The following is a 16231-nucleotide window of genomic DNA, read 5'->3' on the forward strand; positions in this document are numbered from 1 at the left end:
CCTCGAGAGACCGTAGCCGATCCCCCTGATAGCAGCCCTGTCGGATCAGTTGCTGTCGTACTCGTCCCCGCGGGCGTTGCGTCGGCGCACGATCTCGAGCGCTTGCTCGGCCGTGGCCCGGTCCGGATAGGGTCCTATCCGATCGCCGAACCAGCAGCGTTTGCTCTGCTCCGCGCGGTGATGCTTGAGACAGTAGTACCAAGCGGTGTCGGAATCACCCATATGATCATGCTCCCACCGGCCCGCGACCCTGTCAGCGACACACGCCGGTCCGGCGCTGCCCGACCGCCCGCGTGAGCGGGGCGATACTGCTGGCGTGACCGGCTCAGACGATGTCGCCGACGATCAGGTCCCGGCCTGGGCCCGCCGCACGGCGGGCGAGTCCCGCTGGGCGGCGACCGCGGCGATTCTGGCCATCGTGGTGTTGCAGCTGGCGCTGCCCGACGAGTTCGCCATGCGCCCCGAATGGCTGCTGCCCGCGCTGGCGCTGCCGCTGCTGGCCGCGCTGGTGATCGCCAGCCCGGTGCGGCTGGACCGCGAGGAGCGGTGGTTGCGCACCGTGAGTTTGCTGCTGGCCGCGCTGCTCGGTCTGGCAACCGCGTGGTCGGCGGACCGCCTGGTGGTGGGTCTGCTGAACGGCACGGTCAGCAACAATCCCGTCGTGCTGCTGGGCTCCGGCGGCGCGATCTGGCTGACCAATGTCATCGTATTCGCGCTCTGGTACTGGGAATTCGACCGCGGCGGCCCCGCCGCCCGCGCACACGCGCGAAAGCCGTTGCCGGACTTCATGTTCGTACAGATGCAGAACCCCGACCTGGCAGATCCCGAGTGGGAACCCCAATTTGCCGACTACCTCTACCTATCCTTCACCAACGCAACGGCTTTCAGCCCCACGGACGTTATGCCGTTGTCCCGCTGGGCCAAAGCCATCATGATGGCCGAATCGGCGATCTCCCTCGTCACCATGTCCCTGGTGATCGCCCGCGCCGTGAACGTATTGAAATGAAACCCTCGCAGCGAATCATTCGGCAACCGCCCACCTCCTACCGCAGTAGGACGCGTCCCTCCTACCCCGGTAGGAATACCCCTATCGAGAATTCCCCGCGAATCCGAATGACGAAGATCACCTTCCATCAATCGGAAATAGCGAACCCGAAAAATGAGATCCCCAATACCTACCCCCCGCAAACCGAAAGCCCTTACGACAGCCGAAAACCGCTACCGAACCAAAATTCAATGACACATCCATCCATTCACCCAATCGATGACACATCACCATCCCAACACACCCACCCCCTACTCAACTTCCCAGCAACTCCCCCCGATCCGCGAACCCAATCAATCCCGCAGTCCCCTATACACCCCCGGAACACCCACCCCAGAAGACCGGTCACCCCGCTAAACAAGCAAGCCTTAGACCGCCCCCAAACACCCCGAACCCCGCCACAGGAAGACCGGTCACCCCGTCACCACAAGCAAGCATTGCGCACACAAATTCGAACAACACAACACCAACCGCACAAGATATATAGAACCGCAACCACCCCGAAAGCGAACCAACACCGAAGCCGCACGCGGCCCCCAACATCGGAGCCGCCGCACGCCCCTCCCAACACCGAGACCGCACGTCCCTCCCAACACCGAAGCCGCACGTCCCTCCCGCCTCCGAGGCCGCACGTCCCGAAGCCGCAACCACCATTAAGGAGACGCACCCACTGGCAGGGGGTCCGGGGGGCGAAGCCCCGCCGGGCTGGGGTGTGGGGGCTGCGCCCCCACAAGATACGAACGAAACGAGCCCTGCATGCGCTTTCCGCATGCAGGGCTCGCCTACGAGAGAAGTGGGTGGCCAAGGCCGGGATCGAACCGGCGACCTTCCGCTTTTCAGGCGGACGCTCGTACCAACTGAGCTACCTGGCCGGGGGGCACCCGTACCGAATGCCTTTCGCACATTGTGCGACCCTGACGGGACTCGAACCCGCGACCTCCGCCGTGACAGGGCGGCGCGCTAACCAACTGCGCCACAGGGCCTTGCTCTGCTCTCAACGGTGTTGCCACCGTACCCCCTACGGGATTCGAACCCGCGCTACCGCCTTGAAAGGGCGGCGTCCTAGGCCGCTAGACGAAGGGGGCCCGCCGGATATCTCCGGTCCGTATCTCAACGGCTTCCGTTGGGAGCCCGCATAGCTTATGACAGGCCGCGCGGGATTCCCAAATCGGCTGGTCAGAGGCCCAGGTTGAGATCTTCGAGCCGTGCGGTCGTGCGCCATCCGACCCGGCGGAACTCCTCGGCCCATTCGGGTGTCGACATTCCGTCGACGATCACCTCCATCGCCTCGGTGAACCGCGAGCGCAGGTCCACACCGGTGCCGAGCAGGTCGATAATGTACCGCTGACCGGCCAGCGCCGCCGCGAGCGTGCGGGTGAACCGGTCCGGGTCGGCATCGGTGCGCAGTTGTTTCTGTTCGATGGCCCGCACCGCCAGCAGCCGGGTGGCGCGCCCGAGAATGCGCCCGCCGCCCGCCTGGACGTCGCGATAGAACTCCGGCTCGATGATGAGCCGGAACTCGGCCTGGATGATGATGTCGTGCTCCAATCGGAGCGCGACCTCGTCGATCATGCCGTGCATGATGTCCAGCGGCCCGAGATCGGTTCGAGCGAGCCACCTTTCGGTGGTCGCCCGGTACCGCTCGACGGCGGCCTCCAGGACCGCCCGTGCCAGGTCCTCCTTCGAGTCGAAGTGGAAGTACATGGCGCCCTTGGTGGCACGCGATCCCTCCAATATCCGATTGAGTGATGCAGCGGCATAACCGCTCTTACCGAATTCAACGGCGGCGGACCTGATGATCGCCGCGCGAGTCCGGCGGGCCCGCTCTTGCTGCCGTGCCATGCTCGAAACGCCTCCGAAGCTACTTGTCGCCGGCGGACCACCGTGGGGGAGCAGTCCTCGACGCGAAGTTATGAGATTTTCGAATACTTAACTCGGGCTACTGCCCGGTTTTTCAGACTTTTGGTACGAAAACTCGCTAGATAGACTGAAGCACACCAGCTGGTATAGTTTTCGACGCCCAGGTGTGCCGCAGGGGGTGCGCACCTGGGCGGTTTGTTTCGTCTCGGCTCTGCCTCCTGCGACGCGGTCTTCAGATCGCCGCGATCGGCCTGACCGGTCGCGACACGTTCGGGCACATCAACCATAGGCCGAATCCCATCTCGCCGGGGTACTCCCGGTTCTTCCGGAATTCACCAAGCGGTCACCGTACCTCGAAACGTGGTCGCACGTGCGCCATACCGGCGAGTCAGTTCGCTGAAAGCCCTTTCGACCCTTTTGGCAAATGTCGGGCAACTGCCCCGGGTGATTGGTTCCGTTCGCGAATTCCGCCCCGTCCCAGTCTCGTTCACGGCCGGGTGCGACCGCGCCGGGCGAGCCGCCGCCCGCCGATCCCTCGCGACCAGCCGGGCGCCACCCACCGCACCGCTTCGTGGACACTCTCACCTCCGGTACCAATTTCCTTGCCACGCACCACGATTGGATGATATTTACACACTTCCGCCCTGAAACAAATTGGGAACCAACATGTTTACCCCCTACCACTGCGACCACCCCACCCCACGGCCCGCCTCCGCACACCGCCCACACGCCGCCCCCGCGCCGCCCGCACGCCGCCACACCGACTCGCCGCATCGGCCCGCGCACCGCCGCGCGGCGCGGCGCGGGACCGGAACGGCCCGGTTCATCCGCTCGGGGGGATACCGGTTACCACTTGCGCGCGCGGCACACTAGACTCTCCCACCGCGCCCCTATAGCTCAGTTGGTAGAGCTACGGACTTTTAATCCGCAGGTCCCAGGTTCGAGCCCTGGTGGGGGCACCTTTTCGGTGGCGGGCCGGAGCCGGTGGGGCTCCGGCCCGCCGTCGTGTCCGGTGGTCTCGCACAACGGTTCCGGTGATGTCCTGGCAAATCCGGACACCGGGCGCGGTGCGGTCGCCTACTGTGGGCTCGTCCGGTGGCCACCGGACACCCCGATGAGAGAGGCGGAGCTATGACTTCCTTCGATGACCTGCTCTCCCAAGTCCCGATCGGGCAGATCGCCGCGAAGCTCGGCGTCGACGAGGCGACCGCGTCCGACGCCGTACACAAGGCCCTACCCGCCCTGCTGGGCGGGCTTCAGGCACGAACCGGCAACCAACAGCAGAACCAGGCGGTGCAGGGCCTGATCGATCAGCATCAGGAGGGCGGCCTGCTCGACGGCGGCGTCGACATCGATCAGGTCGACACCAAGGCCGGGGCCGAGATCGTCGACGACGTCTTCGGCGAGGAGAAGAACACCGTCATCAACGCGCTCGGCGAGACCGGAAGCGGCGGAAACGATCTGGTCGCCAAGGTGATGCCGATCCTCGCCCCGATCGTGCTCGCCTACCTCGGCAAGCAGATGCTCGGCGGCAAGTCCGGCGAGGCGGCCGAAGCGGGCGACCGCTCCGCCGCGTCCGGCGGCCCACTCGGCGACCTCCTGGGCGGCCTACTCGGCGGGGCAAGCAAGAGCGGCGGCATCGGCGGCGCCCTCTCCGAAGCCCTCGGCAAGGACGCAGGCAGCACCCTCGGCAAGGTCCTGGGCGGGCTGTTCGGCAAACGCTGAGGGGGATCCCGGCCAAAAGCGTGCCGGGAACATGTAATTGGTTGCGCCGGGACCATGTGGTTGGTGCCGGGGACGTGTGGTTGGTGCCGGGGCCACGCGGTTGATGCCGGGGCCACGCGGTTGGTGCCGGGGCCACGCGGTTGGCGTGCCGAGGCCATGCGGTTGGCGTGCCGGGACCATGCAGTTGGTGTGCCGGGACCTTCTAGCTGGCGCTCCGGGATCATCTAGCTAGCGCGCCGGGACCATCTAGCTAGCGCGCCAGGGCATCTAGCTGGCGGGCTGGGAGCATGTAGCTGGCGTACGGGACCGTGCAATGGTGCGCCGGGACCATGTGATTGGTGTGCCGGGGACGTGTAATTGGTGTTGCTCCATAGAGGCCCTGCGGCTGGCGCGCAGGGCCATGTGGTTGGTGGTTGGCATGGTGGGGGCGGGTTGGGAGGTGGCGCGGGTTGTGCGAGTGGGGTTGGGGATTCGGGGGTTGGGGTTGTGGAAATCGGGGTGGGGGTGGGTAGCCGGGGGCGTCAGGGATGTGTGGGGGTGGGGTGGAAGGATGGGTGGCGGCTCGGAACGTTGTTGGTGCGCCGCCCGTTGGTGCGAGTGGCGTGGGTGGGCTAACACCGGGGGCCGAGTGGCGATAGACGGCATGCGGATGCTCACGCTCCTACACTCGGAACGGGTGGACACATGTACTCCGACCCTGTGGACACACGCCGACGACGTCGTATGAGTTCCGTCACGGACCCCGGGTCGCCATGAGGATGCGTTTCGCATCACACCTACGGTGCCGTAAGGTATGGGCCGCGGCGACAGGGCCTAGGGGGCGACGAACCAAGACGCACGACAAATGAAGGGCGCATACATGGCAAGGGATCTGACTCAACTCGAGTTGCTGACGGAGTTGGAACCGGTTGCCGCGGAGAACGTCAACCGCCATCTCGCACTCGCCAAGGAATGGCACCCGCACGACTACGTCCCGTGGGACGACGGCCGGAATTTCGCCGCTCTCGGGGGTGTGGACTGGGACCCGTCGCAGTCCAAGCTGAGTGAGCTCGCCAAGGCCGCGATGATCACCAACCTGCTCACCGAGGACAACCTGCCCTCCTACCACCGGGAGATCGCCGAGAACTTCTCCCAGGACGGCGCCTGGGGCACCTGGGTGGGCCGGTGGACCGCGGAGGAGAACCGGCACGGCATCGTCATGCGCGACTACCTGGTGGTGACCCGCGGCGTGGACCCGGTCGCGCTGGAAGAGGCGCGCATGGCCCACATGACCAACGGATTCGCCTCTCCCGCCGAGGCCGACGCCGGCTTCCTGCACTCGGTCGCCTACGTCACCTTCCAGGAACTGGCCACCCGGGTCAGCCACCGCAACACCGGCAAGGTGTGCGACGACCCGATCGCCGACCGCATGCTGCAGCGCGTCGCCGCCGACGAGAACCTGCACATGATCTTCTACCGCAACATGTGCGGCGCCGCACTGGATCTCGCGCCCGACCAGACCCTGGACGCGATCACCCTCATCCTGGAGAACTTCCGCATGCCCGGCGCCGGCATGCCGAACTTCCGGCGCAACGGCGTGCTCATGGCCAAGCACGGCATCTACGACCTGCGCCAGCATCTGGAAGAGGTCGTGCAGCCGGTGCTGAAGAAGTGGCGCATCTTCGAGCGCACCGACCTCACCGCGCGCGGCGAGCAGACCCGCGAACGCCTGGGCCTGTTCCTGGAGAAGCTGAGCAAGGACGTGGTGAAGTTCGAGGAGCAGCGCGACCGCATGCTCGCCCGCGAGGCGGCCAAGCGCGACCGCGAGCTCGCGGGGGCCTCCCGCTGAGCGTGAGCTCGGCCACTTCCGCCGTGATGGGACACTGATTTCCATGACTGCGGCGATCGAGACCAAGTCCCGGCTGCGGATCGGCCCCTACCCGGTCGATCCGCCGGTCGTGCTCGCCCCGATGGCCGGGATCACCAATGTCGCCTTCCGGACGCTGTGCCGGGAGTTCGGCAGCGCCACTTCGATCTACGTGTGCGAGATGATCACGGCGCGGGCCGTGGTGGAGCGCAACGAGAAGACGCTGCACATGATGTCGTTCGGGCCGGAGGAGAAGCCGCGGTCCATGCAGCTGTACGGGGTCGACCCGGCCACCATCGGTGAGGCGGTGCGCGTCATCGTCGGTGAGGGCTGGGCCGATCACATCGATCTGAATCTCGGCTGCCCGGTCCCGAAGGTCACCCGGCTCGGTGGTGGCGCGGCGCTGCCGTACAAGCGACGGCTGTTCGAGGCGATCGTGCGCGCGATGGTGAGCGCCGCCGAACCGGCGGGCATTCCGATCACGGTGAAGTTCCGCATCGGCATCGACGACGAGCACACCACCTATCTCGACGCCGGGCGCATCGCCGAGGCCGAGGGCGCCGCCGCGGTGGCGCTGCACGCCCGCACCGCCGCCCAGCGCTACTCCGGCGAGGCCGACTGGTCGGCCATCGCCCGCCTCAAGCAGGCCGTCACCACCATTCCGGTGCTCGGCAACGGCGATATCTTCGCCGCCGCCGACGCGGTCGCGATGATGTCCGAAACCGGTTGCGACGGTGTGGTTGTCGGCCGTGGCTGCCTGGGCCGCCCGTGGCTGTTCGCCGAGTTGCAGGCCGCGCTGCGCGGCGAACCGGTGCCCGCGGGCCCCGATCTGGGCCGCGTCGGCGAGATCCTGTACCGGCACGCCGCCCTGCTGGCCGACCACTACGGCGAGGACCGCGGCCTGCGCGACCTCCGCAAGCACATGGCCTGGTACCTGATGGGCTTCCCGGTCGGCGCCGACCTCCGCCGCCGCTTCGCCTCGGTCGCCACCCTCACCGAATTGCAAGACCTGATCGGCGAATTGGACCCCACGGCCCCCTTCCCCCCCGACGCCGAGGGCCCCCGCGGCCGCCAAGGCTCCCCCGGCAAGGTCAGCCTCCCCCACGGCTGGCTCGACGACCCCGAAGACGCCGCCGTCCCCACCGCCGCCGACGTCATGCACTCGGGCGGATAACCCACTCCGCCACCATTCGGTCCGGCACCAGACCTCGTTATCCCCGCACATACCTCGTATCCCCGCACAAGAACTCGCCATCCCCGCACAAGAACTCGCCATCCTGGCGCTTAGAACTCGTCATCCCGGCACTTAGAACTCGTCATCCCGGCACTTAGAACCCGCCATCCCGGCACTTAGAACCCGCCATCCCGGCACTTAGAACCCGCCATCCCGGCACTTAGAACCCGCCATCCCGGCACTTAGAACCCGCCATCCCGGCACTTAACCCGGTTCCGGGTGTGATGTCGCGGTGGGGTGACGCTTGATCGCGGTTGCTGCGGTATGCCGGTGTGGTGAGGTATCCCCAGGGCGGTGGGTTGACCACCGAGCGGCGGATGTTCCGGGAGGGTATTCGCCTGCGGGCGGCGGAGATGTTCGCCGCGGGACAACGTAATTCGGTGATCGCTGGGCAGCTGCGGGTCAGCCTGCGATCGGTGCAGCGGTGGCGGCGGGCATGGCTACTCGGCGGGCAGCGGTCGTTGCGGTCGAAGGGGTCGCCGGGGCGGCCGAGGCTCTCCGATGCCTTGTTCGCGGTGCTCGAGACCGAGCTGGCGCGCGGTGCGGCCGCGCACGGCTGGCCGGATCAGACCTGGACCCTGGCCCGGATCCAGACGCTGATCGGGCGCCGGTTCCACAAGCATCTGTCGCCGGCGAGCATCTCGGAGATGCTGCGCCGGCACGGCTGGAGTCACCAGATACCGGCCCGCCGCGCGGTCGAGCGTGACCCCGACGCGGTCACCGGATGGGTGAAAACCACGTGGCCGCAGGTAAATCCACCGCGGCGGCGCTCGGGGCCTGGCTCGTGTTCGAGGACGAGGCCGGGTTCTCGATGACGCCGCCGACGCGCCGCACCTGGTCTCCGCGCGGGCACACACCCGTGGTCACCGTCCGGGGGCGATCCCAGCGCCGATTCTCCATCGCCGCCCTGACCTGCTACAAGGACGGGGAACGCTCCCGGTTGATCTACCGGCCGAAGCGACACCCGGACGCGAAGAACGCCGCACGCCGCAGTTTCGCCTGGACCGATTACCGGGACCTGCTCATTCGCGCCCACGTGCAACTCGGCGGCCCGATCGTGCTGGTGTGGGACAACCTCAACGTGCACCGCGATGCCCGCCTGCAGGCATTCATCGACACCCGCGACTGGGTCACCTGCTATCGGCTGCCACCGTATGCGCCCGACCTCAACCCGGTCGAAAGCATCTGGTCGCTACTACGACGCAGCAACCAGGCCAACACCGCCTTCGACGATCCCGCCCACCTGATGCACAGCCTGCGACACGGCCTGCGACGAATCCAACACCGGCCCACCATCATCGATAGCTGCCTCGCCGGGACCGGCCTCACCCTCACGACATCACACCCGGAACCTCGTTAGAAGCCGTCATCCCGGCGCGCTTTTGGCCGGGATCGTTCCTCAATCGTTATCATCGGAGGTCCGGGGCCGCCTTGTTCGTGCGGACGTAGAGCGAAGTGAGGGCTGTAGGTGGGTGATGACGACAGGGCCGAGGCTTCCTCTCGGTATCCGGATCGTGCACCCTGGGAGCGGTATCCGGCTCCGGTCACCGTGGAGGAGCTTGTGCGGCGGGTGGGTGGTGAGCAGGCGGCTCCCGCTCCGGAGGGTCCGCCCGTCGACCGGTCCGCGGCCGCCGCGCGGCCGAAACCCGTTGGTGCGCCGCCATTATCCCGGGTGGCCGCCGGACGGCAGCGTCGCCGGCGGCGGCTGCGGCTGACCGGGCGCACGCTCTCGGCCCTCGTCGCGGTCGTCGCCCTGGTCGTGACCGGGGTGGGCTGGAATTATCTGCGCGCCACCGACTCCGGGTTCAACAAGGTGTCCGCGCTGGACCAGAACTCCACCGACATCGTCGATCCCGGTGGGCAGCTGGGCGACGAGAACTTCCTCATCGCCGGTACCGATACCCGGGCGGGAGCCAACAGCCAGGTCGGGGCGGGCACCACCGACGATGCCGAGGGCGCGCGCTCGGACACGGTGATGCTGGTGAACATTCCGGCCAGCCGCGCCCGCGTGGTGGTCGTCTCGTTCCCGCGCGACCTCGACGTGACCCGGCCGGTCTGCGAGGGCTGGGACAACGACAGGGCCCAGTACACGGGCACCCAATTCCCCTCGGCCCTCGGCGACAAGCTCAATGCCACCTACGCCCTGGGCGGCCCGAAGTGCCTGACCAAGGTGATCCAGAAGCTGTCCGGCCTGAAGATCAATCACTTCGTCGGCGTCGACTTCTCCGGCTTCGAGACCATGGTCGACACCGTCGGCGGTGTCCAGGTGTGCACCACCAAGCCGCTGGTCGACGGCGAGCTCGGCACCGTGCTGCCCACCCCGGGACGCCAGATCATCAACGGCGCAACGGCTTTGGACTACGTGCGGGCCCGGCACGTGGTCGGCGAGGAGCGCAGCGACTACGACCGCATCAACCGGCAGCAGCGGTTCCTGTCCTCGCTGCTGCGCAGCGCGCTGTCGAACCGGGTGCTGTTCGACCCCGGCAAGCTCAACGGCTTCATCAACGCCTTCGCCAGCCACGCCTTCATGGACAACGTGAGCACCAGGGACCTGCTCATGCTGGGCCGGTCGCTGCAGAAGGTGGAGGCCGGGGCGATCACCTTCCTGACCGTCCCCACCGCGGGAACCACCTCCTACGGCAACGAGATTCCGCGCGAGACCGACATCAAGGCGATCTTCCGCGCGATCATCGACGATCAGCCGCTGCCCGGCGAGAAGAAAGCGACCGCACCGGTCACCTCCACCCCGCCCGCTCCGGCCCGGCACCCGGCGGCCGTGGACCCGAGCACCGTCTCGGTGCAGGTGTCCAACGCGTCCGGCACGGCCGGGCTGGCGGGCGGCACCGCGCCGAAGCTGTCCGCCAAGGGTTTCCAGATCTACAGCGTCGGCAACTACGCCGACGGCACCTCCCCCACCACGCTGGTGCGCTACGCGCCCGGACACGAGGCCGAGGCCGGGACCGTCGCCTCCACGCTGCCGGGCGCGGCGCTGGAACCGGCCGCCGGGCTGGGCAGCATCGTGGAGGTGGTGCTGGGCGCCGATTTCGCCGGGGTGGTGCGGGCGCCGACGCCGTTCGGTTCGCCGCTGCCCGACATCCCCGTCGCGCCCGCGGGCGGCGCCGGGACGGAGACGCCCGCCACACTCCCGTCCGATCTGGAGCATGTGAACGCCGCCGACGACATCTGCCAATAGCAGCCCGGCTCACCTGCGACGACACGTCCGGCCAACGGAAACACCGGTGGTTCACCCGCTGTTGGTGACTTGGTCAGGGCCGCGAACTAATGTTGTGTTTCATGCGTGTCATCTACAACGAACAAATGGCCGATCTCGCCAACATGCTGGGCGAGATGGCCGGCCTCGCCGGATCATCCATGGAGCAGGCGACCCAGTCGCTGCTGCAGGCCGATCTGTCGCTGGCCGAGCAGGTGATCACCGAGTACGACCGGATCGCCGAGATGATCACGCTGGCCGAGGAGAAGGCGTTCGCGCTGCTGGCTCTGCAGGCACCGGTGGCCGGAGACCTCCGCCAGGTGGTCAGCGCCATTCAGATCGTGGCGGACGTGAACCGCATGGGCGCCCTCGCGCTGCACGTGGCCAAGGTGGCCCGCCGCCGACACCCCAACCACGCCCTGCCCGAGGCCGTCAACGGCTATTTCGCGGAGATGGGCCGGATCGCGGTGAACATGGGCAAGGCCGCCAAGGAGGTCCTCGAGACCCGCGATCCGGAACGGGCCGCGCAGCTCAACGAGGACGACGAGGCGATGGACGATCTGCACCGCCACCTGTTCTCGCTGCTGATGGACCGGGAGTGGAAGTACGGCGTGGCCCCGGCCGTCGACGTCACCCTGCTGGGCCGCTACTACGAGCGCTTCGCCGACCACGCGGTGGAGATCGGCCGCCGGGTGGTGTTCCTGGTGACCGGCGTGCTCCCGCCCGAGACCGAGCAGGAGACCGAAAAGATCTGAAGTATCTGACGATTCGGGCCCCCGGGACGGCGACACGCACCCCGGGGGCCCGAATCGCGTTCAGCCCTCGGCGTTCTCGGTGCGCCAGCCCAGCAGGACCGAGCGGCCGCGCTGGGGCCGCCACGGCAGCAGCGTCGCGACGGCCACCACGCAGGCCAGCAGCGCACCGACCGCCACATAGGACGCCGACTGCGCGCCCTCCAGCGCCGCGGCCTTCATGGCGTGGATGAGGTCGGCCTTCGGCCCGGCCAGGAACGGGCTCACCGGCGTCTTCACGATCTCCAGCACGCTGATCGGCGAGTCGCGGGCGATGCTCTTCTGGTCCGGATTCATGATCGCGGCCGGAATGGCGTCGATCCGGCCGCCCACCCGGGCGGTGTACACCGAGGTCATGATCGAGCCGAGCACCGCGACGCCGAGCGTGCCGCCGACCTCGCGGGTGGTGTCGTTGACCGCCGACCCCGCCCCGGCCTGTGCCAGCGGCACCGAGCCCATGATCGACTCGGTGGCCGGGCCCTGCACCACGCCGAAGCCGATGCCGAGCAGCACCATCGAGACGACAACCGGTCCGAGATAAGGGGTTTCGACCTTCACCTGCCCGGCGATGTACATCCCGGCGGCGAGCACCAGCAGCCCCGTGATCACCGTCGCGGTGGTTCCGACGCGCTGGGCCACCAGGGTCGCGATCGGCGCGCCGAGCCCCACGGCCGCGGCGAACGGCAGCGAGTGGATGCCGAATTCCAGTGCGCTGTACTCCTTGACGCCCTGGAAGTACTGGGTGATGAGGAACAGGAATCCGAAGGCGCAGAAGTAGGACACCGTGATCGCCAGCGCGGGCACCGAGAATCGCCGAATTCCGAACAGCCGCACATTCAGCACCGGCGAGTCGACCCGCAGCTCCCAGAGCACATACACCACCAGCAGCACCAGCGCGATGGCGTATCCGGCGATGCTGCGCGGCGCCAGCCAGCCCTGGCGGGGCGCGTCGATGATGGTCCACACCAGTGTCGTCACCGCCACCAGCGACAGCGCGATGCCGACCAGGTCCAGCCGCCCGGTGTGCTCGGCCCGCGACTCCGGAACCACGAAAAGCACCGCGGCGATGGCGATCACCGCGATCGGCACATTGATCCAGAACACCGAGTGCCAGCTGAAGTACTCCAGCAGCCAGCCGCCGGTGATCGGCCCGATGGCGACGGCGATGCCGGCCATCGCGGTCCACAGCGCGATGGCGGCGGCCCGGCCGCGCGCCTCCGGGAACAGGTTGATGATCAGCGCGAGCGTGGCCGGGAACACCGCCGCGGCGAAGACGCCCATGCCGGCGCGGGCCGCGATCACCTGCCCGAGGGTGGTCGACAGCGCGCCCGCCCCCGACATGACCGCCACGCCCGCCAGCCCGACGATCATCACCCGCCGCCGCCCGAACCGGTCGCCGAGGTGACCGAGGGCCAGCAGCAGCCCGGAGAACGCCAGCGTGAAGGCGTCGACGATCCACTGCAGCCCGCTCATGCGCGCCTGCAGCTGCACGGCCATCGAGGGCAGCGCGACATTGACCAGCGTGTTGTCCAGAACGACCAGCAGCTCCGCGAGACAGATCGCGACCAGGGCGACCACCCGCACCCGCACCGCGACCGCCACCCGGGGTCCGGACCGGTTCGTCGTTGATACCGCCATCCGACGCCTCCTGACTAGAACGATCGGTGTAGTTGCGTGGAACCGTATCTGTTACGAGAGGTTGCACACAACCGACCGTGGTAGGAGATGGTGGAGGTGACGGTCGGAGATCCCGGCCAAAAGCATGCCGGGATCAGGTGGGAGGGCAGCAGGCCGGGAACAAGAGGGAGGCGGCAGGCCGAGATCGTTACCCGAAGCGCCCCGAGATGTAGTCCTCGGTGGCCTTCTGGGACGGGTTGGAGAAGATCTTCTCCGTTTCGTCGATTTCGATGAGCTTGCCGGGCTTGCCCTGGGCCTCCAGGTTGAAGAAGGCCGTCTGGTCGCTCACGCGGGCCGCCTGCTGCATGTTGTGCGTGACGATGACGATGGTGAACTCCTTCTTCAGCTCGGCGATCAGGTCCTCGATCGCGAGCGTGGAGATCGGGTCCAGTGCCGAACAGGGCTCGTCCATCAGCAGCACGTCCGGCGACACCGCGATGGCGCGGGCGATGCACAGGCGCTGCTGCTGGCCGCCGGACAGGCCGCCGCCCGGCTTGTCGAGCCGGTCCTTGACCTCGTTCCACAGGTTGGCCCCGCGCAGCGAGCGCTCGGCCACCTCGTCGAGCTGCTTGCGGTTGCGCACGCCCTGCAGCCGCAGCCCGGCCACCACATTGTCGCGAATCGACATGGTGGGGAACGGGTTCGGCCGCTGGAACACCATGCCGATGGTGCGCCGCACGCCGACCGGGTCGATCGTCGAGCCGTAGATGTCCTCGCCGTCGAGCAGCACCGCGCCCTCGACCCGGGCGTTCGGCGTGACCTCGTGCATGCGGTTCAGCGACCGCAGCACCGTGGACTTACCGCAGCCCGACGGCCCGATGAACGCGGTGACGCTGCGCGGCAGGACGGTCAGCGACACGGAGGACACGGCGTGGAACCTGCCGTAGTAGATATTCAGATCTTTGACATCGATCCGCTTGGCCATATCGAATTCCGTTCCGCTGCTATCGGTTCCGCGTGAGCAGCTTGTTGACGACCGCCGCCCCGACATACAGCAGCGCGATGATCAGGATCAGCGTCAGCGAGGCGCCCCACACCCGCATGCGACCGGCGGGCTCGGGGTTGGCCAGCTCCTGATAGATCAGCAGCGGCAGCGAGGCCATATTGCCGTTGAAGACATCGAAGTTGATCGACCGCGAGTAGCCGACCAGCACCAGCACCGGCGCGGTCTCGCCCATGATGCGGGCGAGCGCCAGCAGCATGCCGCTGATCATGCCGGGCAGCGCGGTGGGAACCACGATGCGCAGGATGGTCTTCCACTTCGGGATGCCGAGGGCGTAGGACGCCTCCCGCAGTTCGTCGGGCACCAGTTTCAGCATTTCCTCGGTGCTGCGCACCACCACCGGCAGCATGAGCAGCACCAGCGCCAGCGACACCGCGAACGCGCTCTGCGGGAACCCGAAGGTCGCGATCCAGAACGCGAAGATGAACATGGCCGCGACGATCGAGGGCACACCGGCCAGGATGTCGACCATGAACGTGGTGGTCCGGGCCAGCCGACCGCGGCCGTACTCGACCAGATAGATCGCGGCCATGATGCCCAGCGGCACCGCGATCACGGCGGCCACCGCCGACTGCACGATGGTGCCGTAGATGGCGTGGTACACACCGCCCGCGTACTGCTCGGGCAGCACGCCCTTCTGCGAGTTGGTCCACCAGCCGTTGCGGGTGATCGCGTGGAAACCCTTGCTGACGACCAGGATCACCACCCAGCCCAGCGGCACCATGGCGATGCCGAAGCACAACCACATCACCGCGGTGGCGATGCCGTTGCGGACGCGGCGGCCCCTGCTCACCTGCCGGAACGCCGGCGCCTTGATCGGCCGATCGAAAGTCGTTGTGGCCATCACCCGTTCACCTTCCCGCCCGCGGCGAGCCGAGCCAGCGCGTTGACCACGAAGGTCAGCGCGAACAGAACGAAACCGGCCGCGATGTAGGCGCCCGTCTTCAGCGGCTCGCTGAATTCCGAATACGCGGAGGCGATCTTGGAGGCGAAGGTGTAACCGCCGTCGAACAGCGACCAGTGCCCGGCCTGCGCGGAGGTGCGCAGCACGATCAGGACCGCGATGGTCTCACCGAGCGCGCGGCCGAGGCCGAGCATGGAACCGGCGATCACACCGCTGCGGCCGTAGGGCAGCACGGTCATCCGCACCACCTCCCACTTGGTGGCGCCCAGCGCCTGCGCCGCCTCGATGTGCGGGCGCGGCGTCAGCGAGAACACCTCGCGGCTGACGGAGGTGATGATCGGCAGGATCATCACCGCCAGCACCACACCGGCGGTGAAAATGGTGCCGCCACCGGCGATCGACACATTGCCGTTCTGGAACAGGAACAACCAGCTCAGATTGGTATTGAGGAACCGCTCGAAGGGCTCCAGCCGCTGCGCCAGCACCAGCACACCCCAGAGACCGAACACGATCGAAGGCACCGCCGCCAGCAGATCGACCAGGATCGAGAACGGCCGGGCCAGCACCTTCGGCGCGTACTGCGTCAGGAACAGCGCGATGCCGACACCGATCGGTACCGCGATGACCAGGGCGAACAGCGAGCTCAACACCGTGACCATGAACAGGTCGCGAATACCGAAGCGCAGGTTGTGCGCATCGGTGGTGTTGAACTGGGTGCTGGTGAAGAAGTTCACCTCGTTCGCCCGGATCGAGGGCACCGCCCGGATCAGGAGGAACACCGCGATGAGCGCGATGGCCGCGACGATCGTCGCGCCGGCCGCCGTGGCCAGCGACCGGAAGACGACTTCCGGTGTCCTGCTGTGACGGCGACCGGTGGGTACGGCCGGTTCGAGGGCTGGTTCGCTGGACATGGGGGCAGTATCTCCCTGCGGAAG

14 protein-coding genes and 4 tRNA genes are annotated in these 16231 nt (G+C 67.5%); 9 read left to right on the plus strand and 9 right to left on the minus strand.

The window, feature by feature from the left end:
• Positions 1–45: 45 nt before the first annotated feature.
• The gene (locus tag HPY32_RS13535; protein ID WP_167484902.1) at positions 46–222 is read right to left on the minus strand and encodes a hypothetical protein; all 177 of its coding nucleotides are present in this window, start codon (positions 220–222) and stop codon (positions 46–48) included.
• Positions 223–316: 94 nt separating this feature from the next.
• Here HPY32_RS13535 and HPY32_RS13540 point away from each other — a divergent pair, with 94 nt between their 5' ends.
• Positions 317–1006 carry a hypothetical protein gene (locus HPY32_RS13540; RefSeq protein ID WP_156674105.1) on the plus strand — a complete coding sequence of 230 codons (690 nt, stop codon included), beginning with the start codon at positions 317–319 and terminating at the stop codon, positions 1004–1006.
• Between the two features lie 837 nt (positions 1007–1843).
• Here the strand turns inward: HPY32_RS13540 and HPY32_RS13545 are convergent.
• The 4 genes from HPY32_RS13545 to HPY32_RS13560 form a co-directional block, all read right to left on the minus strand.
• A tRNA-Phe gene (locus HPY32_RS13545) sits at positions 1844–1917 on the minus strand.
• Positions 1918–1954: 37 nt separating this feature from the next.
• Positions 1955–2028: transfer RNA gene (locus tag HPY32_RS13550), tRNA-Asp, on the minus strand.
• Positions 2029–2057: 29 nt separating this feature from the next.
• Positions 2058–2130 (minus strand) — tRNA-Glu (locus tag HPY32_RS13555).
• A gap of 91 nt (positions 2131–2221) precedes the next feature.
• Positions 2222–2887 (minus strand): TetR family transcriptional regulator, encoded by a 666-nt coding sequence (locus HPY32_RS13560; RefSeq protein ID WP_067580939.1) that lies wholly within the window; start codon positions 2885–2887, stop codon positions 2222–2224.
• A 904-nt stretch (positions 2888–3791) separates the two neighbouring features.
• Here HPY32_RS13560 and HPY32_RS13565 point away from each other — a divergent pair.
• From HPY32_RS13565 to phoU, 8 genes are all read left to right on the plus strand, one after another.
• Positions 3792–3864 (plus strand) — tRNA-Lys (locus HPY32_RS13565).
• A 172-nt stretch (positions 3865–4036) separates the two neighbouring features.
• Positions 4037–4630 (plus strand): DUF937 domain-containing protein, encoded by a 594-nt coding sequence (locus HPY32_RS13570; RefSeq protein WP_067580937.1) that lies wholly within the window; start codon positions 4037–4039, stop codon positions 4628–4630.
• Positions 4631–5489: 859 nt separating this feature from the next.
• Positions 5490–6458: an acyl-ACP desaturase gene (locus HPY32_RS13575; protein ID WP_067585196.1), complete on the plus strand. Its 969-nt coding sequence runs from the start codon at positions 5490–5492 to the stop codon at positions 6456–6458.
• 43 nt (positions 6459–6501) lie between these two features.
• On the plus strand, positions 6502–7650 hold the full coding sequence (dusB, locus tag HPY32_RS13580; protein WP_171982859.1) for a tRNA dihydrouridine synthase DusB: 1149 nt from the start codon (positions 6502–6504) through the stop codon (positions 7648–7650).
• Between the two features lie 335 nt (positions 7651–7985).
• Positions 7986–8525 (plus strand): winged helix-turn-helix domain-containing protein, encoded by a 540-nt coding sequence (locus tag HPY32_RS13585; protein WP_067583944.1) that lies wholly within the window; start codon positions 7986–7988, stop codon positions 8523–8525.
• Positions 8435–9070 carry a transposase gene (locus tag HPY32_RS13590; protein ID WP_082870394.1) on the plus strand — a complete coding sequence of 212 codons (636 nt, stop codon included), beginning with the start codon at positions 8435–8437 and terminating at the stop codon, positions 9068–9070. Before HPY32_RS13585 ends, HPY32_RS13590 begins: the two co-directional genes overlap by 91 nt.
• A gap of 108 nt (positions 9071–9178) precedes the next feature.
• Positions 9179–10903, plus strand: a complete 1725-nt coding sequence (locus HPY32_RS13595) for an LCP family protein (protein ID WP_082870807.1) — start codon at positions 9179–9181, stop codon at positions 10901–10903.
• Between the two features lie 101 nt (positions 10904–11004).
• Complete coding sequence (phoU, locus tag HPY32_RS13600) at positions 11005–11676, plus strand: phosphate signaling complex protein PhoU (protein ID WP_067585193.1); 672 nt, start codon at positions 11005–11007, stop codon at positions 11674–11676.
• A 60-nt stretch (positions 11677–11736) separates the two neighbouring features.
• Here phoU and HPY32_RS13605 read toward each other — a convergent pair whose 3' ends face one another.
• The 4 genes from HPY32_RS13605 to pstC form a co-directional block, all read right to left on the minus strand.
• Complete coding sequence (locus HPY32_RS13605; protein WP_067580931.1) at positions 11737–13350, minus strand: MFS transporter; 1614 nt, start codon at positions 13348–13350, stop codon at positions 11737–11739.
• Positions 13351–13537: 187 nt separating this feature from the next.
• Positions 13538–14314 (minus strand): phosphate ABC transporter ATP-binding protein PstB, encoded by a 777-nt coding sequence (gene pstB, locus HPY32_RS13610; RefSeq protein WP_067580930.1) that lies wholly within the window; start codon positions 14312–14314, stop codon positions 13538–13540.
• Positions 14315–14333: 19 nt separating this feature from the next.
• Positions 14334–15236, minus strand: coding sequence for a phosphate ABC transporter permease PstA (pstA, locus tag HPY32_RS13615; protein WP_067580928.1), 903 nt, complete (start codon positions 15234–15236; stop codon positions 14334–14336).
• Entirely contained in the window at positions 15236–16207 is a 972-nt protein-coding gene (gene pstC / locus HPY32_RS13620; RefSeq protein ID WP_067580926.1) for a phosphate ABC transporter permease subunit PstC, read from the minus strand. Before pstC ends, pstA begins: the two co-directional genes overlap by 1 nt.
• Positions 16208–16231 lie beyond the last annotated feature (24 nt).

It is taken from the genome of Nocardia terpenica, assembly GCF_013186535.1.
GTDB classification, from domain to species: domain Bacteria; phylum Actinomycetota; class Actinomycetes; order Mycobacteriales; family Mycobacteriaceae; genus Nocardia; species Nocardia terpenica.

What these genes read in the sequence shown, in the direction of transcription:
- HPY32_RS13535 (WP_167484902.1), bottom strand. Translation starts at nt 222, where the DNA reads ATGGGTGATTCCGACACCGCTTGGTACTACTGTCTCAAGCATCACCGC.
- HPY32_RS13560 (WP_067580939.1), bottom strand. Translation starts at nt 2,887, where the DNA reads ATGGCACGGCAGCAAGAGCGGGCCCGCCGGACTCGCGCGGCGATCATC.
- HPY32_RS13570 (WP_067580937.1), top strand. Translation starts at nt 4,037, where the DNA reads ATGACTTCCTTCGATGACCTGCTCTCCCAAGTCCCGATCGGGCAGATC.
- HPY32_RS13575 (WP_067585196.1), top strand. Translation starts at nt 5,490, where the DNA reads ATGGCAAGGGATCTGACTCAACTCGAGTTGCTGACGGAGTTGGAACCG.
- dusB (WP_171982859.1), top strand. Translation starts at nt 6,502, where the DNA reads ATGACTGCGGCGATCGAGACCAAGTCCCGGCTGCGGATCGGCCCCTAC.
- HPY32_RS13590 (WP_082870394.1), top strand. Translation starts at nt 8,435, where the DNA reads ATGGGTGAAAACCACGTGGCCGCAGGTAAATCCACCGCGGCGGCGCTC.
- phoU (WP_067585193.1), top strand. Translation starts at nt 11,005, where the DNA reads ATGCGTGTCATCTACAACGAACAAATGGCCGATCTCGCCAACATGCTG.
- HPY32_RS13605 (WP_067580931.1), bottom strand. Translation starts at nt 13,350, where the DNA reads ATGGCGGTATCAACGACGAACCGGTCCGGACCCCGGGTGGCGGTCGCG.
- pstB (WP_067580930.1), bottom strand. Translation starts at nt 14,314, where the DNA reads ATGGCCAAGCGGATCGATGTCAAAGATCTGAATATCTACTACGGCAGG.
- pstA (WP_067580928.1), bottom strand. Translation starts at nt 15,236, where the DNA reads ATGGCCACAACGACTTTCGATCGGCCGATCAAGGCGCCGGCGTTCCGG.
- pstC (WP_067580926.1), bottom strand. Translation starts at nt 16,207, where the DNA reads ATGTCCAGCGAACCAGCCCTCGAACCGGCCGTACCCACCGGTCGCCGT.